Here is an 18,656-nt window from a genome sequence, read left to right as displayed (position 1 = left end):
CACATGCGCCCGTCTGATTCCGCTGGACTTCCCCTGCCGCGCTGCTAACGTGGTTTGTGGAGGTGCCGCGATGCCTAAATCTCAACACGCTTGCCAAGACCAAACGCCCACCGCGCCAGCCTACGACGATGATTTCGTCCTGTGGCTGGATGCCCAGGTGGAGTTCCTGTGCGCAGGCAGCTATGAACTTCTCGACAAGGAAAATCTTCTCGACGAGCTATCTGCCATGACCAGACGCGAGCGCCGCAGTCTCCACAGCCGGCTGGAGAAAATCATCATGCACATGCTGAAGATTGATTTCCAGCCAGTACGCCGTACGCGCAGCTGGAGTGCCACCGTCAGGGAACAGCGCCGCAAAATCGCGCTCATTCTGGCGGACAGCCCCTGCTTGCGGCGTGAATTGCAAAGCATGATAGAGCGGGTCTATCCTGATGCGGTATACGAAGCGGTCAAGCAAACCGGCTTGCCGGCATCGACCTTCCCGGCAGCCTGCCCGTATGCGACCCAGCAGATTCTGCAGGGCGAGGCCTGGGCTTAAACCAGCAGCGCGGCGCTCATGGAGCGGGCTTCTTCGGCCGATTCGAGCAGGATCTCGTCAATCTGGGTGTTGCCGACCAGGTAGGCGTCCACCGCTGCGGCGCGCGCCAGCACCGCGTCGTCGGCCAGCGGCAGCGGCGAACGCAGGGGCGCCAGGCGCTTGGCCAGCAGCAGCGTGTCGCGCAGGCCGCTAGGCGGAATCGAGATGGCGCCGCCGCGCAGCGAAGCGATCGCCACCGCCACCGGCTCCGGCACCAGCAGCTTGGACAGCAGTTCGCGCGTAACGATCTCGTGCAGCGCACCGATGCTGGCGTCCGGATCTTCCAGCAGCCCCGGCAGGTCATCCGCCCGCGACAACAGGTAAAAGCCGCCAACTTCATGCATGATGCCGGCAAACAGCGCCGTATCCGGGTCGACCCGCGTCAAATGCCGGCCCAGCAGATGCGCCAGCGAGGCCACGTGCGCGCAATGCTTCCACAACTGGTCCGCCTGGTAGCGCAGCTGCGGATCACGGATGCGCGCGCCGAACTGGCGCACCACCATGGCGGCCGCCAGCGAATAGAGATTACGGTATCCCACCCTCACCACCGCGCCGCGCGCGCTGGTCACCACCGGACCGCCCAGGCGGCTGAACACTGCGGAATTCGCCAGCGCCACCGCACGCGCCGCCAGCACCGGCTCGGCCAGCACCTTGCGGATCGCGTCTTCCACGTGGCAGTCGGGATCGGCCAGCGCCTGCTGCAACTGCAGGGCCGCGTTCACGCTGGTGGGAAACACCAGCTGGCCGCGCCGTGCTTCGGCGACGATCTGGGCGTAATCTCTGAGTTTTTCCATCCATAAATTATACAGGGGTGGGGGCGCTGCGGCGCAGCATCCGTTCGACCAAAGTCACACCACAGCATGCGGCGCGGGAGTAAGGTGCAAGTCTGCAGTGAAGGAGGTGCATCATGCCTACGACGAGGACTTCGTCGCCTGGCTCGACGCCCCGACGGAGCCGGCGCATGACCGCGATTGAAACCGGTCAGCCCGCCACCCATTTCCCGCAGCACTTTCCCTACAGTGTAGAGCAGCTGCTGGATGACGGTGTTGTGCCCTAGGCTGCCTCCATCAGCGTGTATTCCACGCAGCCATCCTGGCGGCAGAAGCTCACCAGTTTGAGGCCGGCCTGCTCGGCAATGTCGATGGCCAGCGAGCTGGGCGCCGAGATGGTCGCCAGCATGGGAATGCCCATGCGCGCGGCCTTGCGCGCCAGCTCGTAACTGGCACGGCTGGACATGAAGACAAACCCGTCCCGCATGTCCTGTCCCTGCAGGGCCAGCGCACCGATCAGCTTGTCCAGCGCGTTGTGGCGGCCCACGTCCTCGAACACGCGCACGATGCTGCCGTCCGGCGTGCACCATGCCGCCGCGTGCACGCCGCCGGTGGCGCGCATCAAGGCCTGGTGCCGGCCCAGTTCGCGCGCCGCCGCGGCCACCGCCGGCGCAACGTCGCGCCCCTGCCACGGCACCGCCACCAGCTCCGGCGCCAGGTCCAGCATGGCCAGGCTCTCGATGCCGCACACGCCGCAGCCGCTGCGCCCGGCCATGGCGCGCCGCTTTTCCTTCATTTGCACAAAGCGCTGCTGCGCCACCGACAAGGCCACCTCGTAGCCGGCGCCATGCTGCGCCACCTCGATCCCGTAAATATCCGAGCGCACGGCCACCAGGCCCTCGGTCAGCACGAAGCCGGCGGCGAACTCCTCCAGGTCGGTGGGGGTGGCCATCATCACGGCGTGCGAGATACCGTTGATCACCAGCGCCACCGGCGCCTCCTGCGCCACGCTGTCCGTGCCGTGGCCGCTGCCGCCGGTCCTGCGCCGCAGCACCGCGCGCGTCTCGCAGCCGCTGTCCGCCACGCGGTGCGGCGCGACGCTGATTTGCTCTGGCATGGGGCCTCCTCGGGGCAATGGCGGAAACCCATGGTAAGCGCGGCCGCGCGGGCGAGACCGGTACAGTCGCTTGCGAGCCGGACGGGTACAGTTGCGCTGCAGAGTTTGCGCCAACGCAGACCGCACCCGCGCACGGCGGCGTACGCTGGACTTCCAGCGGGACTTTGCTACCGTGAAGTGACAGGAGGTGCACCATGCTGGACTTCAAAAACGATGCCGTTCCCGCCTACGAAGACGACTTCATCCTCTGGCTGGAATCGCAAGCCGCCTTCCTGCGCGCCGGGCGCCTGGAGTCGCTGGACCGCGAAAACCTTGTCGACGAGCTTGCCTCCATGGCCAATCGAGACCGCCGCAAGCTGAACCACAGGCTGGAAGTGCTCATCGCCCACCTCCTCAAATGCCAGTTCCAGCCCGATCACAAGACCCACAGCTGGGAAAACACCGTATACGAGCAACGCCAGCAGATCCGGCTGATCATTGACGACAGCCCCAGCTTGCGCAGTACGCTCCCGGAAAAACTCGACGCCCGCTACCCGCACGCCCTGCGCCAGGCGGCCCGCGAAACCCGGCTGCCGGCCTCGCACTTCCCTTCTGGCCCGCCGTACAGCGTCGAACAACTGCTGGACGAGGATTTTCTGCCCTGACGCCACAGGAAACGCGGCACATTGTTGCGAAAGCGGTAAAATGTCGGCCTATTGCCCCATCGCGCGCCCGTGCGCGCAGCCACATCGAACCACGAAACAATGACCACCATCCCTAGCGAAATCAACGCCGCCGCCGTCAAGAACAGCCCTGCTGAAAAGGTCACGCCCATGATGCAGCAGCGTATTCCCCCTATGAAAAAAGAATCAGGGATCTAGAAGCTACGCCAAAAGCTACGCCTCTCCTTGCGAAAATTGGAAGACCTGATTTGCTGCGGCCGAGTGGGCCGCAATCCGCTAAAACTCCCACCTTCGAACAGCCGCCTTCGTGAAACTCGCCACTTTCGCCCGAATTGCCAAACAACTCGCGATTGAGTTCGCCGCGCCGGCCTCAGTCGCAATTGCGTATACAATCGTTTCAGAAAGTCGCAATGGAAACGGGTGGGATTTGATCGACGCGTTAGCAAAATTTTCAAGCGCATTTTTCCTGTCTAGCTGGCTCCTCTCGCAGGTTTTTCGCGTGGCCAAGCAGCACCGTACTGATGACCATTTCACAACCATTCAAACCAATCTGGCTAGTCTTCTCGAACAGATTGAGTCTCGGACAAATCATCTTCTTTCAAACATTACGGGGGGCGATAGTTACTGCTTTCTCATGTTCTTGGAATTGAACCGCCTGAGAAAGCACTCGGACGAGCTTGGGAAAGCGACATTGCTACTTCAACGGCTCGGGCAATACCCCATTTCGGAACTGAGCATCTGGATTGTTGACCGGGATCTAGAGCTTCCGGAAGGAGCGGGAGTCGGCGACATTGCGAAGCGAGGAAAACACATCGAGATTGGGGGGTTTGCCCGGCGGAGGAAGGTCCTAACCCAATCTCTGACATTCGACGCCAGCTCTAACGAAAAATGTTTTGACATATATTTGTCTGCAATGAACGGAACCATTCATCAAAAAATTTGGGTGCAGAGGATTGAAGGCCAGTGGCTTGTTGCCAGTCGCGTTGAAAAAGATGGAATAGTGTTACTGGACTCGGTTGACTCGAGCTTTCCGAGAACGGACGACGGCGACGTTGCGTGGTGGTGATCAAATTGGGCGAATCCGTGCCGCACACTGCCCCCCCCCCCCCCGAGTCAACGAACCGACTTAGGCTTACGCACCGGCTCGACGGGCTCAGCCAGGTCATACTCGCACAACCAGCCTTGGCGCAGCAGCTGCGGGGGCTGATCCACGCCGGGCTGCCACTCGCAGAGGCCGGTCAGCGCGAAGCGCTCCTCCGACATCCACTGCAAGTCCGTGTCGAGCAGCGATCTCGAAGATGCGTCCGGCACGCTGGGGGCGAATAGATCGGCGCACACGGCGTGCCGGCCAAGCGCCTGGGCGTGAACGCACGAAATAGCCAGTTGCCCTTTCGATTTCTGGCAGTAGCGATCGAATATCGCGCCGTGCCGCAGCTCGACTCCCTTGTCATGTGTGTGCCGAGCGAGGAAGCCGATGGCGTTCGCTGGCGCGGCGAGACGGCACACCCAAGACTGCGCAAAATTCAGGGTCCCGCGATCGCTCACGATCTCTTCCGTGCCGCTCAGCACGAATTTCCATCCCCCGAACCACACTAGCCTGGGCGCAAGCAACTCGACCACGGCGACGCGCTGACCGGCGGGCACCAGCCGCGCCACCTTGGATGGCCGCCTCTTCCCCTGGTCAGTTACCTCGACCACCAACAACTCGAATGGCGCCGGCGTCGCACCAAAAGGCGCGGCCGCATCCAAAAGCGTACCACCCTCGCGCCGCCGCGCTACCCATGCTTGCATAATTCACACCGCCAATACTGTACATGTATACAGTATATTCTTTTGCGATCTATTGTAAAGTGCCAACAAGACAACGGAGGCAGCATGTGTGGACGATTCGACCAGAACGACATAGCGCGGGCGCTGAGCAATTTCAGCTGGGTGGATGAGTACCTGAACCGTAGCCAGGCCGAGCCGTGCTGGAATGTGGCGCCTACGATGCGCCGGCCGGTGATGCACGTTGAGGGCGCGGCCCTGGTGCTGGACGACCTGCATTGGGGGTACCAGGCGGGCTGGGCGCGCGGCAAAGTGCCGGTGGCGGTAAACGCCCGGCTGGAGAAGATCATCGGCAAGTACTGGGCGCCGCTGCTGGATCGCGGCCGCTGCATCGTGCCGGCGGATGGCTGGTATGAATGGACGGGGGATAAAGGCGCAAAGCAGCCTTGGCACATCCACCGTGCCGATCGCGAGCCGCTGTACCTGGCGGCCCTTGCCTGGTTCGCCCCCGCCGAGTATGCCGCAGGCACAGGCTTTGCGCTGGTGACGGCGGACGCCCAGGGGGGCATGGTGGATATCCACGACCGCAGGCCGGTGGTATTCACGGCGGCCGACGCCACCACTTGGCTGGACCCGGAGATTTCCGGCGAGACGGCCGCCGAGCTCGCGCGCAGCATGGCGCTGGGCCCGGACCGCTTCGCCTGGTACATGGTGGACCGCGCGGTAGGGAACGTGAGGCACCAGGGCGCTGAGTTGGCGACGCCAATTGATATACAGCTTGAATAGCGTGAGGGCAGTTCATGAGTAAGAAGAGCACAACAATACTTTTAAAATTGCAAGCGGACAAACCACTGCGCAAGATAGTTTCCATCGGCGGATTCAACGACGGCGGCTTCCACATGAGCGTTCCGTATCATTCGTCGCAAGCTGGCGTAATAATGAAAATGCCCGTTAATTATCTACAAGACGAGTACACTTTCCCTTGGGACTCCATACCTGAACATTTTAGCGCGGCCAACATTGTGAAGTTGAGTTACCACGCGAGCGGACAGGCACACTTCTCAGGAAAGAACATTAGGTCAGGCTATAACCCTGATGGGAGTCACAGAGGTGTTGGCCTGCAAACGTCGCCTACAACTACCCCCATAACAAGCGGTCCTTCCGCTGCAGTCGTCATATGGGGATTTTCTGATTACGCCGTCTATTCCGGGACGATGACCAGAGCCATGGTTTTCGATCTTCAAGATCTGCCTCAAAAGCACGCCGACATGAACGGCCTCACTTTGTTGATATATACAATTTCAAGTTCTCGCAGAAGTGAAATTTCTATCGAGAATGGCGTAAAGGTCTACTATATCCAGTTAGAAAACCGCTGGGGGAAACGAGCCCTGCGCAAATGCCAGGTTATAGAAATCCCAGACGAGAATATTTTTCTAGGTGTGCACGCAATGCGAATCAAAGTTAATATGGGGACAAGCTCAGGGTGGAATCTCTCCGGGCCAGGTCAATACGATAAAAGTGGCAGAGGTCATTTTCTTGCTGCCTGTTACCCGACGCCGTCGCACGAATTTTTCAATGCACTCCCATCTGCAGACTACATCGCAGAGCAAGTGGCCCCATAGACCGCTACACACAGCCCTGCAACGCAACCTCCAGCTTGAACTCATAAGTACGAGAGCGCAGCCAGTCCCTGGCCAGCGCAATGACCTTTTGCCCGTCGCTAGCGTCGGCAGGAAGCTTGTCGAACTCGTAGATAGGGCGCTGCGGCCGCTCCGCGATGCACGGCACGTAGACCGGCACTTCCACGGTCTGGTTCGCTCGCGGCGGCGCGTTTGCGCAGCCGACCAGCAGCACGAGTGAAGTTGAACTTGCCAATTTGGTCAAGCTTACGATTTTCCGCTTCATTGCATGTCCTCTAGCAGCTTGTTCACGTAGGGCATCGCGTCCGCGCAGGTCGTGACACGCACGCGGTTCAGCTGCTGCAGTGCTTCGCCGTAGCGCTCGCCGTCGGCGGCGGCCTGGGCACGAGCGGCCGCGCCGCGCGCCTCAGCGGCGAGCTTCTGCTCGCCCAGCACAGCGATGGCCGCGTTCTGCGTGCCGATGCCCTGGCGCAGTTCGGCGACCAGCTTCTGCTCGGCGCGCAGGTCGACCACGGCCTGCTCGCGCGCGCGGTCCGCCATCCACCAGGCCGCGCCGCCCCCGGCGCCCACCGCCAGCAGCAGGCTGGCCAGCACCGCCGAAGCGATCTTCCAGCCCTGCCCGGCCGCCGTGCTGGCCAGCGCACCCAGGCCGCTCACGACAGCACCTGCAGCGCAACCTGGTAGAGCGCCAACCGCTCCTTCCAGCCGATGGCGTCGCCGACCACTGCGGTCTTTTTACCCCTGTTCACCACATCGCACACGCCGTCGAAATCCAGCGTGTCGGCCCAAGCATTCACGCGGTTGACGGACCAGAACCAGGCGGCGGAGCGGCATGCGCCTGCTGGCGTGCGCAGCCAGGCTGCGATCTCACCGCGCGGGACGACGAAATGTCGCGCGCAGGCCGCATGGTTGTTCTCAAACGTGAGCTGGATGGCGCCGGCGCCCCGGTTGCGCCAGCCGTCCCCGCTCGCCTCATCGCGATTGCCCTCGCGACCGGCATAGGCGCGGTTTCCGATTCGCTCGGGCTGGCGCGCGTACGCAGCGGCCGTGGCCGGCGGGAAGCGCTGCGGCCAAGTGCGCATCAACGCCTCCGCCGAGTAATTGAGATTTTCCTCCAGCGCCGCTAGCTGGCGCGACTCGTGCGCCACGGTGGCCAGAAATGCAGCCTGGCGCGCTGGCGTGCTGATTTCGAACTCGGCCATGGCGGCCGCCAGCGGCGCCAAGAACAGGTCGACGCGCGCGCGCGCCTGCGGCATGATGACCGCCAGCTGTTGCGCATTCATGCATGGCTCCTGAATTTGCGGCGGTTGAACGCGAAGTGAGCGGCGACCCCGAGCGCAAAGAGGCATTCGAACAAATCGCGGCTGTAGAAGCACGACACCAGGGCCGCAAGCGCGCCGGCGGTCAGCGCGATGTAGGACCAGCGCACCACGAGCTGCGTGTTGCCGCCCATGCGGTTCAGCGCGCCCAAGCCGACGCACAGCACATACAGCGCCGCGAGGCCCTGGATAATTGAAAAAACGACGGCCATGATCAGTCCTCCTTAGAATCGGGCAAGTGCGGGATCTCGGCGTGCCGCACGCGGTCAACGATGGCCAGCGCCGCCGGAACAGCGCGCATCGCCACCAGGCCGGCGAAAAATGCCACGCCGCGCTCGAACGTGTCGGGCAGACCCAGGTAGTGCAGCGCGAGCGGCGCGCCGGCGACCGCCACGGCGGTGCCGGCGGCAACAGCGCTGATGGCCTGCACACGCGTCATTTCCTTGGCGTAGCTGAGCGATACAGCGGCGCCGAGAAAGGACGCTATCAGGGTTGCGTACTTGATTCCGGCGATGCCGTCGGGATTTGGATCGAGTTGCATAGGCTCTTTCAGGGTGGGGAATTAGGGTGCGACTGCCAGCAGCGCGATTTCGCCGACATGGGACAGGTTCGCGAACATCGGGCGGCCGGCAGCCTTCAATACGGCGGCCGCGAACTCGTAGCAGAAGTAGCGGTCGTCCTCCGCCCAGTCGCGGCCCGGCGCCAGGCTCAGGCCGAACGCGCCGCGCCAGTCGTACGGAACCTTCTTTTCCGCCTGCTCCTGCGCCCAGCGCAGGCCGGCCTGCGCATCAGGGACGCTGAAGCAGAGTTCGCGGACGACGGTTTGCCGGGCCAGCGCAACGGCGCGATCAACACCGCGCACACCGTGCAGCATCGTCGCCTCGAAGCACTTGTCCGGCCCAACGACGATCGCGTGCGAGGACAGCGCGAATGCAAAGCGGCTTCGCGGCATCGCCCAGCGGATGCCCCACGAAACCGGGTTCCAGTGGCGCCGGGTCAGCAGGACGGTGATGGTGCTCATCACAGCCCCGCCGCAGAAATGAACAGCGCATCGAGCGCAGCAGCATCGCAGCCGATTGCCGAGCCGATGGCAATGACTAGCGGCCGCTGGCGTTCGAACTCCAGGGAGTCGTCCCACTCAATTTGGGCCAAAGCCCGTTGAGTCGGATCGGGGATCGCATCGATGGCCGGCTGCACATTGTGCAATTGGCCAGCCAGCAGCAACGCCTGGCGGGCCTGCCGGCGCGTTACCGACGCCGGCACAGCAATAGAGGGCGTTGGCGGCTTGGTGAAATTGCCACTCGCCTCATCGTAGAAATCGCCGATCTGGCCGCCGAGCTGGGCATCAAGCAGACCATCGAACACAGTCAGCGATTCGACCTCGATGGTGTTGGCCACAAGTTTGCGGCCGTCGTCCAATTTCTCAATAACGTGCGCACGCATTACAGGCCTCCCCAGATACGAAGCTCGCCGCGAGCACCCGCGCCCGATACGAAGTTGTTTTGCGCGCCAGCGCCGGCGCCCCCCGGGGCTGTTCCGGAATTGCCATTGCCGCCGACCACAGCAGCGCCGCCACTGCCGCCAAACTTGGATGCCCCCCCAGCGCCCGCAGTAGCGCCCCATGGAGAGCCGCCGCCGCCACCACCGCCGTAGTAGCTTGGCGCTCCCGCACCCGACGAGCCGGTGCTGGCATTCCCGCCTTGGCCGCCCGAATTGCCATAACCTGCTACACCACCCGCACCGCCTGGCGCGGAGCCACCGCTCGACGCACCCGTGCCCTTCACGCCGCCGGCAACAGAAAGGACTGTGCCAATTGAAGTGCTCCCGCCGTTATTCCCGTCCGTAAAACTCGATCCTCCTGACGACACCGCGCTACCACCTGCGCCGATCACAATGCTCTCAGTGGCGCCGAACATCGATGCAGGCAAAGAGAATTGTTCCCATGCACCACCACCGCCGCCCGAGGCCACGAAGGAGCCGGAGAAGGATGATGCTCCGGAAGCGCCGGCGCCCCAGGCCATACCTTCGAACAAGCGATAGCCTGGCGGCTTGGTGAACGTCATCGAAGAGATAACCGCCAGATAAAACGGAACGATGACCACTGAACGGAGCGCCGTGCCCACTTGGTCTTTCATGAACAAGCGGGTCTCGCAGGCGTACATCTTCCAGTTCGTTACGCCATCAGAGGACGGGATGGTAATTTCGCCGGTACCACTGTTGCGGATCCACACATTCCAGTCACCGTCAAGGTTTGCTAGCGTGTCGAACGTCTGCGTAAAGGTGCCGCTGGTGATGTCGATGAACAGTCCCCTATCAGCATTCACCAGCTGCGTGTTCGCTGTCCGCGACGTGTAGGCTGCGGCACTTGTCGACTTCACGGGGTTACCGTTGGCCTTGAAGATCGACACCCGGTGCTGCGTCGTCGTTTCGGCGTAGATCTCCAGGCGGTCGCCTACGGCCGTGGTGTAGTTCGTGCCGCCGGGAAGGATCAGGTTAGCGCTGTTGATGAGCTGCGTTATGGCTGCGGCGATCAAAGTGCGCTTCGCACCGACTTGTGGCGCGGTGCCGACGCTGGTGATCGCGGTGGTGCCCACCAGCGTGGCAGAGTTGCCGGCGATGCTCCACACGTCCGTCGTCGCTGCCGCCGTGATGTTGGCCGCCTTCAGCTCATTTATGGCGCCGGTCGCGTTGCCGCCAGCCAGGCCGCCAGTCGGCCCTTGCGGCCCCTGCGGTCCAGTCGCGCCCTGTGGCCCTGCCAGCGAGAGGTTCCAGTCAGCAAAGGTGCCGCTCCCGCCAGTCATCGTCACATTTAGCGAGAGCGCCGTGCCCACGTAGCTGAGGACTTGGCCGAACACCCAGTTTGCATTATTCGCGGCGCTGACGGCCGTCATAAAGACGCCAGGCGTGTACAGCTCGCCGGCCTGCGTGGTGAAGTTCTTGGTGCCGGCACCGATGCTGATCGAACTGGCACTAGTACCGACGAAGGCACCGGCCAGCGCCGCCGCCGACGCAGCGCTCGCAGCTGCAGCTGACGCGCTCGAGGACGCCTCACCCGCCGAGGTATTAGCAGCTCCGGCGCTCGCCGCCGCTTCGCTCGCTTTGGTCGTTGCGATGCCCGCCTGGGCGGCGGCGATACCCGCCTGGCTGACCGCAGAACTGGCCGAAGTGGCAGCCGCGCTGGCCGCAGCTACCGCTTCCTGCGCATTGGTGTAGTTGACGCCGGCGAGCGCATTCATCTGCGCTCGGAAATTCGGCATGGAGCTGGACCAGGTCCAGGCGACGTTATCGAATGTCGCTTCATCACTGTCCGGATTGGGCGCCGGAGGCAGCACGTCAATTGCTACTGGCGAAGTTGGCATTACACGATTCCCTTTACTGAGGTGTCAATTGATGCGTGGCCTTTCCCGTCGTAGCTGACGGGGGCCGTTGAGATAATTCCGAAGGTGCTCAAGCCGCTATATCCGTCCACGTCCGTGGCGATGCACGCCACCGGGATCCCGAGCACTTCCTGCAGCATGGAGACAGCCTGGTCTGCTTGGCTGCGCGGGAGGACGATCTTGCAGCGCAAATTCGTGGCAGAGTGCCCAGGCTGCCAAGTCGTCGTACCGTCGTCTTCGGTCCGAACATAGCCGTAGGAAACCGGCTCGGCCGAAGCGCCGTATTCGGTACCGCCCCATGGCCCCAGGCCGATCAGGGGCCGGTATTTGCCGAGCACAATCATGCCGAGCGCACGCGCCGCGCCGGCGGCCGCCCGGATGGAGATAGTGATCTCGGCGGCCGGGCGGATGGGAATACCAGTCGCAATGACCTTGGCCAGAGGCCTGCGGGCGCCGAACAAATAGCGGTACCAACTGCGCGATGGCTCGCGCAGGCGCCCGGTCTTGTTGTAGATTACCGTGCCGCCGGCGACATCCTTCACTGTGATGTCGTAGGTTGCGCCGACGGCACCGTACAGCGCGACAGCATTGCAGAAACGGGCAGTGATCGGGTAGACGATGTCCACCGACGAGGACTTGGCTGCGGTGCTGGTATAGATATCGAACGGTGCCATTTTGTTTGTAGGGCGCCTGTCCTGCCAGCGGTCAGGGTCAAGCTCAGGGCTGGCTGTGCTGGCCCCGGCCACAGCACAGCGGTATACGCGATGCGTTGACACCACGTGGCGCTCATCGCCGATCGCGTAGGTTCCGCTGGTCCAAGCGGCCGTGGGGTCCTCCGATAGCGTGCACCCTGCGCCTATCTGCGAGGCGCTGATCTGAATTGGCATGACGATGTTCATCCGGCCACCGCCACGCTTCTGACCACTTCGCAGCGCATGGCATTGCCGCCGGAGGTCGTCTGGTCCAGCAAATCACGAGTACGCAGCGTGTTGTCGCGGATCGCGGAAAGCTGACCTTCCAGCCGCTTGTTTTGCGCTTCCAGGCGCTCATTTTGTTTAATCAGCATTCGCACTAACGCAGCCACCTCATCCTTATTGCCACCGCCGCCAAGCAGCATCTGGCGGGTCTGTTCAAAATTCCAAATCCGCGACGGTCCGGTAGCTTCAAGCTCCATGCCGCGCTCTCCAACGAGCCGAAGTCCGCCGGCATGGTCGCCGCCGGCTGCGAACGCCGGTACGTATCGCGTCTTGGGGTCGCTGGCTGCTGCATTGACTATGTAGCCATGGCGGCGCATGTAGTCGTCGCTGCTCTCCCTCGGGTCGTTCTTGACGCCCTTGAGGGCGTCGAGCGAAACCATTGCCTGGACGTCCTGCAGCCCCGCCACGTATTCGTACTTCTCGGCCACGTCACCAGCACTGCCCTTGATGTAATCGAAATAGGCCTGCTGCGCAGAAGTAAGCGCTTTCTGCGCCCCAGCAGGCACGGCAAGATCCTGGCCACTTTGGCCGCCTGCGGGCGCTGTCGATCCGTTGCTGACGGGCGTGCTATTAGTGGGGAGATTGCCGGAAATTCCTGTTGCTGCGCTCGCGTTCGCGCGCGTAGCAGCAAGCGTAGCCAGGGTCCCATTCAGCGCCTGTATCGCGGTGCCCACCGACTTCACGCTCACGTCAACGCCCCGCATGACGGACACGGCATCCTGCGCCGCCTTCCACTGCGCATCGAGCGCCTTCACTTGGGCGTCCGACGATTTCTCGATCGCCTTGATCTGCTCTTCTGCCAACTTGTTTGCGTTCGTGAGCGCATCGAATTGCCGCTCAGCTAACGTCTTCTGGGTACCAGCCAGTTTCCCCAATTCCTCTAGCTTGCCGGCCTGCACCAGCTGCGCATACTGGAAATCACTAATGCTGGCGTATGCCTCGCGCTTGTCTTGCGTGACTACGTTGATAGCGTCTTTCAGCCTCTCCGCGTCGGGCATTGCCCCGCCTCGTGCAAGGCTGAGCGCCATGTCGATAAACGACTGGGCAGACGCCATGCTGGCCCGTCCCGCGACGTTGCCTCGCAGCGTCTTCACCGCGCCTGTGATGTCGTCAAAAATGTCCTTGAGCTTGTCGACTGATTTCTGCGCGCCGTCCAACGCCAATTTTCCACTGTCCATCGTGGCGCGGATCGCCTCGATCTGCGCATCAGCCGCAGTTTGGATTGCCGTCTTTTTCGCGTCGATTGCGCGCTGCACGCCAGCGAGCGCAGCGCTCACCGCCTGGTCCGCATCGGCCAGCGCATATGCGCGCTGCTGCAGCGCGCGGTTGCTCGCCTCAAGTGCCGCCAATTCGCGTTCACGCGACAGCGTCGTATTGCCAAGCAACTGCGCGATACTAAGCTCAATGCTCGCGCGTTGGGACTGTACCTTCGCAGCAGCTTGGGCATCCCACATTGCTTGCGTTGCGGCGGCCAGCGCCGGCGTCATATTGACCAGTGCCGCTTTGTGTTGCGCCAGCAGCACGGCAGCTGCGCCGGCTTTGTCGCCATTCGCCTCGTACATGGCGCCAGCCGCCTGCAGCAAGGCCGATTCCTCGGCAGCGGCGTCGGCCTTGGCTTTCGCTGCAGCCTGTGCGTCCCACATCGCTTGCGTTGCGGCGGCCAGCGCGGGCGTCATATTGACCAGTGCCGCTTTGTGCTGCGCCAGCAGCACGGCAGCTGCGCCAGCTTTGTCGCCGTTTGCCTCGTACATGGCACCGGCCGCCTGAAGCAGCGCCGATTCCTCGGCAGCGGCATCGGCCTTGGCTTTTGCTGCAGCCTGGGCGTCCCAGGTCGCCTGGGTAGCCGCAGCCAGCGCAGGGCTCAGGTCCACCAACGCAGCCTTATGCTGTTGCAGCAACACGGCTGCTGCTCCGGCCTTGTCTCCGCTGGCCTCGTACATCTGCGCCTGCAAAGCCAGGATGGTGTTCGCCTCTTCGGCCGCCGCGTTGCGCGCCAGCTCAACTTGAACGCTGTCCCAAAGCGGCTTGTTGGACACATCGATCTTGCTGCCCGCTTTCTTCTGCAGCTGCGCGGCCGTCATCGTCAGTTCGTCGTACTGGTCCTGCAAGTCCTTCCGCTGGTCAGCGATCGCCTGCTGCGACATCGTCAGGTCGACCGTGGCCGCATGTGTCTTCGCAAAGGCATCCGCCAAGTCCAGTAGGCCGGCGTATTGCTTCGCGCCTGCCTCCGTCGCCAAGGCGCCCGAACTGGCAAGGCCCAGCACCGTATCCCGGAATTTGTCCCGCGTGTCAATGCTGGCCAAGCCCATCGCGGCCAACTGGTCCGTGACGTACTTTTGGACTGGGGCCAGCCGCTGCGACTCGGTCAGGAAGTTGTCGTTGAAAGACGTCGACTTGCTGGCCAGCTCACTGATGCCTCCGGTCAGTTCGATCAGGCGCTCGCGCGCCGCGATGCTCGCAATACCCGTCTGGCCGAACGTCGAACCGCTGGCCGCCAGAACGGAGTCAAGGTTCGCGTAGTTCGTTGCGACCCGCGCCAGCGTCTCGAAGTAGCCCTCGCCGACTTTCTGGAACTGGTCCAGGCCCGCCACGCCAAACTTGGCCAGGTCGTCGCCGACCTTGGCGAACACGGTTTCGAGCTGCTTCTGGATCGCTTCGCCGGTAAGCCCCTTCAGGCTGACTTTCCCGATGTCGACGACAAAGGTATTTAGGTGCGCAGCAAATTGATCCCCGCCCACACCGAGCAATTTTCCGGCCTCGGTCACCCCCGTAGCCAGCCCGGTGATCACCTTGGTGATTTGATCGTTGGCTTCGGCGCCCAGGCTGGCCAGCGACGTGTTGTATTTGTCGCTGTGGAACAGGCCGCCGTCCTTTTTCGTGTCGGTGTACTGACTTGCGGCCAAGCCATTGCTCAGCACACCGCCCAATGACGTGCGCGTTGCCGTGAGCCCCGTATCCAGGGTGGTCACCTTACCGCCGAAGATCGCGTTCGCGATGCTGCCCGTGACCTTGCCGATCAGGCCGCCCGTCAGCTTGTCCAGCGTCAGGCCGATGACGCCACCGAGCAGCGCCGTCACCGGCATGGACGATGCCAGGTCGTAGGCGGCGCCTTTGCTATTGGGCGCGAGCTCCCCGGTCAGGCCGGAATTTCGCACCAGGAGATTGCCCAGGCCGGAAATCGAGCTTTCAATATTGCGCAGCGAGGCAAGCATGCCGGCGGTGTGCGAGAGCTCAATGCTCGAGTTTGCGGCCGCCAGCTCCAACGACCGAGCGATCGAGTCAGATTTCGCAGAGCTATCCCCGAGAATGGAGCCGGTGCCTGCAGCCTTCTGCCGATCGGCGGCAGTGGTGTCAGCGCGCCCACCCCCGCCCGCAACAGCAAATCCCAAACCGGCCATGACAGCCGCCATTGCCGCCATACGCCCCCACGCCGTGTAGGGGTCGCCCTGCGCCTGGGTCGCCACGGCGAGTGCAGCTGCGGACGTGCCCTTCACCGCATCACTGGCTAGCTGCGTCGCGGTACCAGCCACCACAGCTGTCGCTTTGGTCGCCTCGCCAGCGACGGTTGCGGCCGTAACCGAATTGACCGTGAACAGTTTGGTGACCATAGCCTGGACGGCCATCGCCGTTTCGACCGCACGGTAGGCCTTCTCTGCTCCTTCCAGTGCTCGGTATCCCGTCGTGTTCTCTTTGAAGAAGCCCTTCGCGGCCCCGGCCATGTCGCCGTACGATTTGATTTGCGCCTGTGCGCCCTGCTGGGCAGCCGCGGCATTGGCCTTGGCGATCTTCGTGGTATCGCCGCCGGCGTCCTTGGTGGCCGACGCCAGCTGCGCGGCGATGGCTGCCTGTGCGCGAGAATAGCCAGACAGCGCGGTGGTCAGGCTACCGATAGCGGTGCCGACACGACCAAACGAAGCCGCCATCCCAGCGGCAGCCGATTTCGTGGCTTCGTCCACCGCCTCGACTATCTTGAGCAACTCCGTTGCGCTCGCAAGGTCGACATCGATCAGCACCTTGCGCTTTTGATTCGCATACCAAGTATCAAACTCAGTCTGCAGCAGCTTCTGCGCCGCCGTGCCTTCACCGGCCAGCCGCACGCGCTCGCGCCAAACATCCGCATCCTGCTCAAGCGCCGCCAAGGCGCGCCCCTTCTGGTCGGGATTTGCCATCGCGGCCGACTTCAGGTTTTCAAGCCGCAGCTGCTCTGCGCCGGCGCGCGCCTGCTGCTCGCCCATGATGGCGCCAATGCTGGCCTTGCGCGCAGCCGCCAGCTTGTCCAGCTCAGCGCGTTCAGCGCCGGATGCAACATGGCCGCGTTCCTGCCAGGCGTCCAACAGCTTGCGCGCATCGGCGTCCACCTGCACTTGAGCAGCAACGATTTTGCGCGCTTCGGCGGTCTTGCCGAACAGTGCCACCTCTCCCTGCAGCGCCGCCTGCTCGGTGGCCGACGCACGGTCCCACGCTGCAGCTTGCGCACTGATCGCCCGCGTCGCGGATGACGATAGTTCTGCCTGCGCGTTGTCTGCTTGCTGAATGATGTTCTTCCGGCGCTGCTGCAGGATGGCCAGGGCGCCCAGGTACTTCTCACGCTCGGCGAGGTCGGACTTGCCGCCGGCGAGGTCCGCCTGCTTCTGGACCAACGCACGCTCGGCGTCCAAGTCGCGCAGTTGCAAATCCCGCTTAGCGTTGATGTAGGACTGCTCATTCACCAGCCGGCGGTTGCGTTGGCTGTCCAGCGCGGCCAGTTCGCCGCTGATCATCTCCTGCTCGAGGCCTCGCTTGGCCTCGAGTGCCGCAATGCCGGAATTGTTCAGTTCTGAATATTTTTTGCGCACTTGACCGATGCGCTCATTGATCTCGGCGTCGGCCACTCCGGCTGCCAGGCCCTTTTCACGAACAGCCAGAATCTCCTGCTCTAGGCGCGCCTGTTTTGACAGGTATTGCGCACCATCCTTCAGCCAGGCAATCGACGCTTCGTCCAGCTTGACGCCATCCGCCTTGACCTTGGCATTCCAAAGCTGGGCGTCGCGCTGTTCCTTCAGCGCTGCCACAGCCTTCTGCGCATTATCGACATCAGCCATTCCATCGGCGCCGCCGCCGGCAAAGTTGAGCCGGTTGCGCTGCGCCTTCACGAGCGCGGCCTCAGCCTTGGCAAGCTTCTCATCGATGGTATCGCTACGGCCCACGTCCAGCATCGCGTCCCAGCCACGTTTCGCGAAGTCCGTGACGCCGGTCCACGCCTTTTCGATCAAGCCGAGGTTGGCAACGATACGTGCGGACCGATCGCCCATGGCGTCGGCGTAGGCCTTCTGCGCGACCGCGCCGGCCTCGTCCATTTTGCCCTGGTCTTCAAGCGCCTTGATCTGGACGTATACTGCCGCCGTCAAATAGTGGTACTGCTCGGTCAGCTTCTCGCTGGCGCGCAGCGGCGACTTGCCCAGCTCGGCAAAGTCGGCTGCAGTGTCGGCGACACTCTTGCCAATGGCGCGCTCCGATTCGACCGCAACCTGGCTGAACGCCTTCAAATTTTCTACGCCGACTTGCCCGGTGCCCGCCAAAGCAGCCACGGCTTCGGACGCAGCCGCCTGCGTGCCGACAGTTTCACCGATCTGCCGTGCCATATCGGCCATTTGATCAGCTGTAGCGCCAGCAGCGCCGCCAGTCAGCTCGATGGCCCGACGATAGCTATCCGCCTCCTTGCTCCCTTGGTTATAGGCGACCGCCAGCGCCAAGCCGGCCGCCGCCGCCACGGTGTAGGGATTCACCAGGCCGACTACGTAGCCGCCCAACGCGCGCGCGGCGGCGCCGGTGCTGCCGAACATATCGCGCAGCTGACCGCCCTGTTGCAGCAGCACGGTGAGTGGCGCTTGCCCCGACTGCAGGCTCACCACTATGTCCGTGACCTGCGCGGGAATCATCCTCAGGGCTTGGGCATGCTGTGCGGCCGACATGCCGAGCGTCCCGAGGGTGCGGCTGCCCTGGTTCGCCAGCTGGTTCAACGAAGCACTGCCCTCCGCACGTAAGCGATTGAACTCGGCAATCGCCTGGTCGGCTTCGGCAGTAATCAGTACGCGCGTATCAGTCACTTGTTTCCTTGCTTCGTTTCTCGTCCCACGCTTCCAGCGTCGCGTGCTCCATCAGCTGAATGTCGGCGAACAGCTTGGCTCGCTTGCCGGCCTTGATATCCATCATCCGCAAAGCGCTTTCGACGCCGGCGTAGTTGAGACCGGTCGCCCCTCCCATGCCGCCCGCTATCCATTGCGATTGCAAGCGCTGGAACAATGTCCAGCTCTCCACGTTGCACGGCCAGAGGTAGATCTCTTCGACCTCCACCGCTGGCCACTCTGCAACCAGGCCGAACGCTGCTAGTGCAGCATCGACCTTGGCCACTTCGCGCCGCTGCTCGGCCTCTGTCACGATCTGACCGAGCGCCGCACAGCGCGCGAAGTC

At 63.1% G+C, this 18,656-nt stretch carries 20 protein-coding genes; 6 read left to right on the top strand and 14 right to left on the bottom strand.

The window, feature by feature from the left end:
- Positions 1-70 precede the first annotated feature (70 nt).
- Positions 71-538, top strand: coding sequence for a DUF29 domain-containing protein (locus ASC94_RS11130; RefSeq protein ID WP_056394359.1), 468 nt, complete (start codon positions 71-73; stop codon positions 536-538).
- Here ASC94_RS11130 and ASC94_RS11125 read toward each other — a convergent pair.
- Positions 535-1,371 carry an HDOD domain-containing protein gene (locus ASC94_RS11125; protein ID WP_056394358.1) on the bottom strand — a complete coding sequence of 279 codons (837 nt, stop codon included), beginning with the start codon at positions 1,369-1,371 and terminating at the stop codon, positions 535-537. The two genes, ASC94_RS11130 and ASC94_RS11125, sit on opposite strands and share 4 nt — an antisense overlap.
- 167 nt (positions 1,372-1,538) lie before the next feature.
- On the opposite strand from ASC94_RS11125, the gene ASC94_RS33635 reads away from it, so the two are divergent.
- A complete protein-coding gene (locus ASC94_RS33635; protein ID WP_162251410.1) occupies positions 1,539-1,634 on the top strand; it encodes a DUF29 domain-containing protein in 96 nt (31 codons plus the stop codon).
- On the opposite strand, the gene fdhD is transcribed toward ASC94_RS33635, so the two are convergent.
- Positions 1,631-2,464: a formate dehydrogenase accessory sulfurtransferase FdhD gene (fdhD, locus tag ASC94_RS11120; protein WP_157201384.1), complete on the bottom strand. Its 834-nt coding sequence runs from the start codon at positions 2,462-2,464 to the stop codon at positions 1,631-1,633. The genes ASC94_RS33635 and fdhD overlap by 4 nt on opposite strands.
- 194 nt (positions 2,465-2,658) lie before the next feature.
- Here fdhD and ASC94_RS11115 point away from each other — a divergent pair, with 194 nt between their 5' ends.
- The gene (locus tag ASC94_RS11115) at positions 2,659-3,108 is read left to right on the top strand and encodes a DUF29 domain-containing protein (RefSeq protein ID WP_056394355.1); all 450 of its coding nucleotides are present in this window, start codon (positions 2,659-2,661) and stop codon (positions 3,106-3,108) included.
- A 325-nt stretch (positions 3,109-3,433) separates the two neighbouring features.
- Entirely contained in the window at positions 3,434-4,192 is a 759-nt protein-coding gene (locus ASC94_RS11110) for a hypothetical protein (RefSeq protein WP_157201383.1), read from the top strand.
- Positions 4,193-4,239: 47 nt separating this feature from the next.
- On the opposite strand, the gene ASC94_RS11105 is transcribed toward ASC94_RS11110, so the two are convergent.
- The gene (locus tag ASC94_RS11105; RefSeq protein WP_056394351.1) at positions 4,240-4,917 is read right to left on the bottom strand and encodes a hypothetical protein; all 678 of its coding nucleotides are present in this window, start codon (positions 4,915-4,917) and stop codon (positions 4,240-4,242) included.
- Positions 4,918-5,001: 84 nt separating this feature from the next.
- On the opposite strand from ASC94_RS11105, the gene ASC94_RS11100 reads away from it, so the two are divergent.
- Together ASC94_RS11100 and ASC94_RS32470 are read left to right on the top strand one after the other, a co-directional pair.
- Positions 5,002-5,679 (top strand): SOS response-associated peptidase, encoded by a 678-nt coding sequence (locus ASC94_RS11100; RefSeq protein ID WP_056394348.1) that lies wholly within the window; start codon positions 5,002-5,004, stop codon positions 5,677-5,679.
- A gap of 14 nt (positions 5,680-5,693) precedes the next feature.
- On the top strand, positions 5,694-6,515 hold the full coding sequence (locus ASC94_RS32470) for a hypothetical protein (protein WP_157201382.1): 822 nt from the start codon (positions 5,694-5,696) through the stop codon (positions 6,513-6,515).
- Between the two features lie 4 nt (positions 6,516-6,519).
- Here the strand turns inward: ASC94_RS32470 and ASC94_RS11095 are convergent, their stop codons facing one another.
- Genes ASC94_RS11095 through ASC94_RS32980 form a run of 11 tightly spaced genes read right to left on the bottom strand, consistent with a single transcriptional unit; the run spans position 6,520 to position 18,623 of the window.
- Positions 6,520-6,798: a hypothetical protein gene (locus ASC94_RS11095; RefSeq protein WP_056394343.1), complete on the bottom strand. Its 279-nt coding sequence runs from the start codon at positions 6,796-6,798 to the stop codon at positions 6,520-6,522.
- Entirely contained in the window at positions 6,795-7,190 is a 396-nt protein-coding gene (locus ASC94_RS11090) for a hypothetical protein (RefSeq protein ID WP_056394340.1), read from the bottom strand. The genes ASC94_RS11095 and ASC94_RS11090 overlap by 4 nt, the downstream gene beginning before the upstream one ends.
- Entirely contained in the window at positions 7,187-7,816 is a 630-nt protein-coding gene (locus ASC94_RS11085; RefSeq protein WP_056394337.1) for a glycoside hydrolase family 19 protein, read from the bottom strand. Before ASC94_RS11085 ends, ASC94_RS11090 begins: the two co-directional genes overlap by 4 nt.
- Positions 7,813-8,064, bottom strand: coding sequence for a hypothetical protein (locus ASC94_RS11080; protein WP_056394335.1), 252 nt, complete (start codon positions 8,062-8,064; stop codon positions 7,813-7,815). The genes ASC94_RS11085 and ASC94_RS11080 overlap by 4 nt, the downstream gene beginning before the upstream one ends.
- Positions 8,065-8,066: 2 nt before the next feature.
- On the bottom strand, positions 8,067-8,393 hold the full coding sequence (locus ASC94_RS11075; RefSeq protein ID WP_056394332.1) for a hypothetical protein: 327 nt from the start codon (positions 8,391-8,393) through the stop codon (positions 8,067-8,069).
- Positions 8,394-8,414: 21 nt separating this feature from the next.
- On the bottom strand, positions 8,415-8,873 hold the full coding sequence (locus tag ASC94_RS11070) for a hypothetical protein (RefSeq protein WP_056394329.1): 459 nt from the start codon (positions 8,871-8,873) through the stop codon (positions 8,415-8,417).
- Complete coding sequence (locus tag ASC94_RS11065) at positions 8,873-9,295, bottom strand: hypothetical protein (RefSeq protein WP_056394326.1); 423 nt, start codon at positions 9,293-9,295, stop codon at positions 8,873-8,875. The genes ASC94_RS11070 and ASC94_RS11065 overlap by 1 nt, the downstream gene beginning before the upstream one ends.
- Positions 9,295-11,211 (bottom strand): hypothetical protein, encoded by a 1,917-nt coding sequence (locus tag ASC94_RS32465; protein ID WP_157201381.1) that lies wholly within the window; start codon positions 11,209-11,211, stop codon positions 9,295-9,297. The genes ASC94_RS11065 and ASC94_RS32465 overlap by 1 nt, the downstream gene beginning before the upstream one ends.
- Positions 11,211-12,128 (bottom strand): hypothetical protein, encoded by a 918-nt coding sequence (locus tag ASC94_RS11055; protein ID WP_056394319.1) that lies wholly within the window; start codon positions 12,126-12,128, stop codon positions 11,211-11,213. The genes ASC94_RS32465 and ASC94_RS11055 overlap by 1 nt, the downstream gene beginning before the upstream one ends.
- Complete coding sequence (locus tag ASC94_RS11050; RefSeq protein ID WP_056394316.1) at positions 12,125-18,292, bottom strand: phage tail length tape measure family protein; 6,168 nt, start codon at positions 18,290-18,292, stop codon at positions 12,125-12,127. Before ASC94_RS11050 ends, ASC94_RS11055 begins: the two co-directional genes overlap by 4 nt.
- Positions 18,285-18,623 (bottom strand): DUF1799 domain-containing protein, encoded by a 339-nt coding sequence (locus tag ASC94_RS32980; RefSeq protein WP_056394313.1) that lies wholly within the window; start codon positions 18,621-18,623, stop codon positions 18,285-18,287. Before ASC94_RS32980 ends, ASC94_RS11050 begins: the two co-directional genes overlap by 8 nt.
- Between the last annotated feature and the right edge of the window lie 33 nt (positions 18,624-18,656).

Source organism: Massilia sp. Root418 (assembly GCF_001425265.1).
GTDB lineage: Bacteria > Pseudomonadota > Gammaproteobacteria > Burkholderiales > Burkholderiaceae_D > Rugamonas.
This window is presented reverse-complemented; position numbering and strand designations above follow the sequence as displayed.

Bases quoted from the DNA above. Each gene is read 5' to 3' on its own strand.
- ASC94_RS32470 (WP_157201382.1), top strand. From the start codon at position 5,694: ATGAGTAAGAAGAGCACAACAATACTTTTAAAATTGCAAGCGGACAAA.
- ASC94_RS11055 (WP_056394319.1), bottom strand. From the start codon at position 12,128: ATGAACATCGTCATGCCAATTCAGATCAGCGCCTCGCAGATAGGCGCA.
- ASC94_RS11100 (WP_056394348.1), top strand. From the start codon at position 5,002: ATGTGTGGACGATTCGACCAGAACGACATAGCGCGGGCGCTGAGCAAT.
- ASC94_RS11070 (WP_056394329.1), bottom strand. From the start codon at position 8,873: ATGAGCACCATCACCGTCCTGCTGACCCGGCGCCACTGGAACCCGGTT.
- ASC94_RS32465 (WP_157201381.1), bottom strand. From the start codon at position 11,211: ATGCCAACTTCGCCAGTAGCAATTGACGTGCTGCCTCCGGCGCCCAAT.
- ASC94_RS11105 (WP_056394351.1), bottom strand. From the start codon at position 4,917: ATGCAAGCATGGGTAGCGCGGCGGCGCGAGGGTGGTACGCTTTTGGAT.
- ASC94_RS11125 (WP_056394358.1), bottom strand. From the start codon at position 1,371: ATGGAAAAACTCAGAGATTACGCCCAGATCGTCGCCGAAGCACGGCGC.
- ASC94_RS11065 (WP_056394326.1), bottom strand. From the start codon at position 9,295: ATGCGTGCGCACGTTATTGAGAAATTGGACGACGGCCGCAAACTTGTG.
- ASC94_RS33635 (WP_162251410.1), top strand. From the start codon at position 1,539: ATGACCGCGATTGAAACCGGTCAGCCCGCCACCCATTTCCCGCAGCAC.
- ASC94_RS11085 (WP_056394337.1), bottom strand. From the start codon at position 7,816: ATGAATGCGCAACAGCTGGCGGTCATCATGCCGCAGGCGCGCGCGCGC.
- ASC94_RS11075 (WP_056394332.1), bottom strand. From the start codon at position 8,393: ATGCAACTCGATCCAAATCCCGACGGCATCGCCGGAATCAAGTACGCA.
- ASC94_RS11115 (WP_056394355.1), top strand. From the start codon at position 2,659: ATGCTGGACTTCAAAAACGATGCCGTTCCCGCCTACGAAGACGACTTC.
- fdhD (WP_157201384.1), bottom strand. From the start codon at position 2,464: ATGCCAGAGCAAATCAGCGTCGCGCCGCACCGCGTGGCGGACAGCGGC.
- ASC94_RS11130 (WP_056394359.1), top strand. From the start codon at position 71: ATGCCTAAATCTCAACACGCTTGCCAAGACCAAACGCCCACCGCGCCA.
- ASC94_RS11080 (WP_056394335.1), bottom strand. From the start codon at position 8,064: ATGGCCGTCGTTTTTTCAATTATCCAGGGCCTCGCGGCGCTGTATGTG.
- ASC94_RS11095 (WP_056394343.1), bottom strand. From the start codon at position 6,798: ATGAAGCGGAAAATCGTAAGCTTGACCAAATTGGCAAGTTCAACTTCA.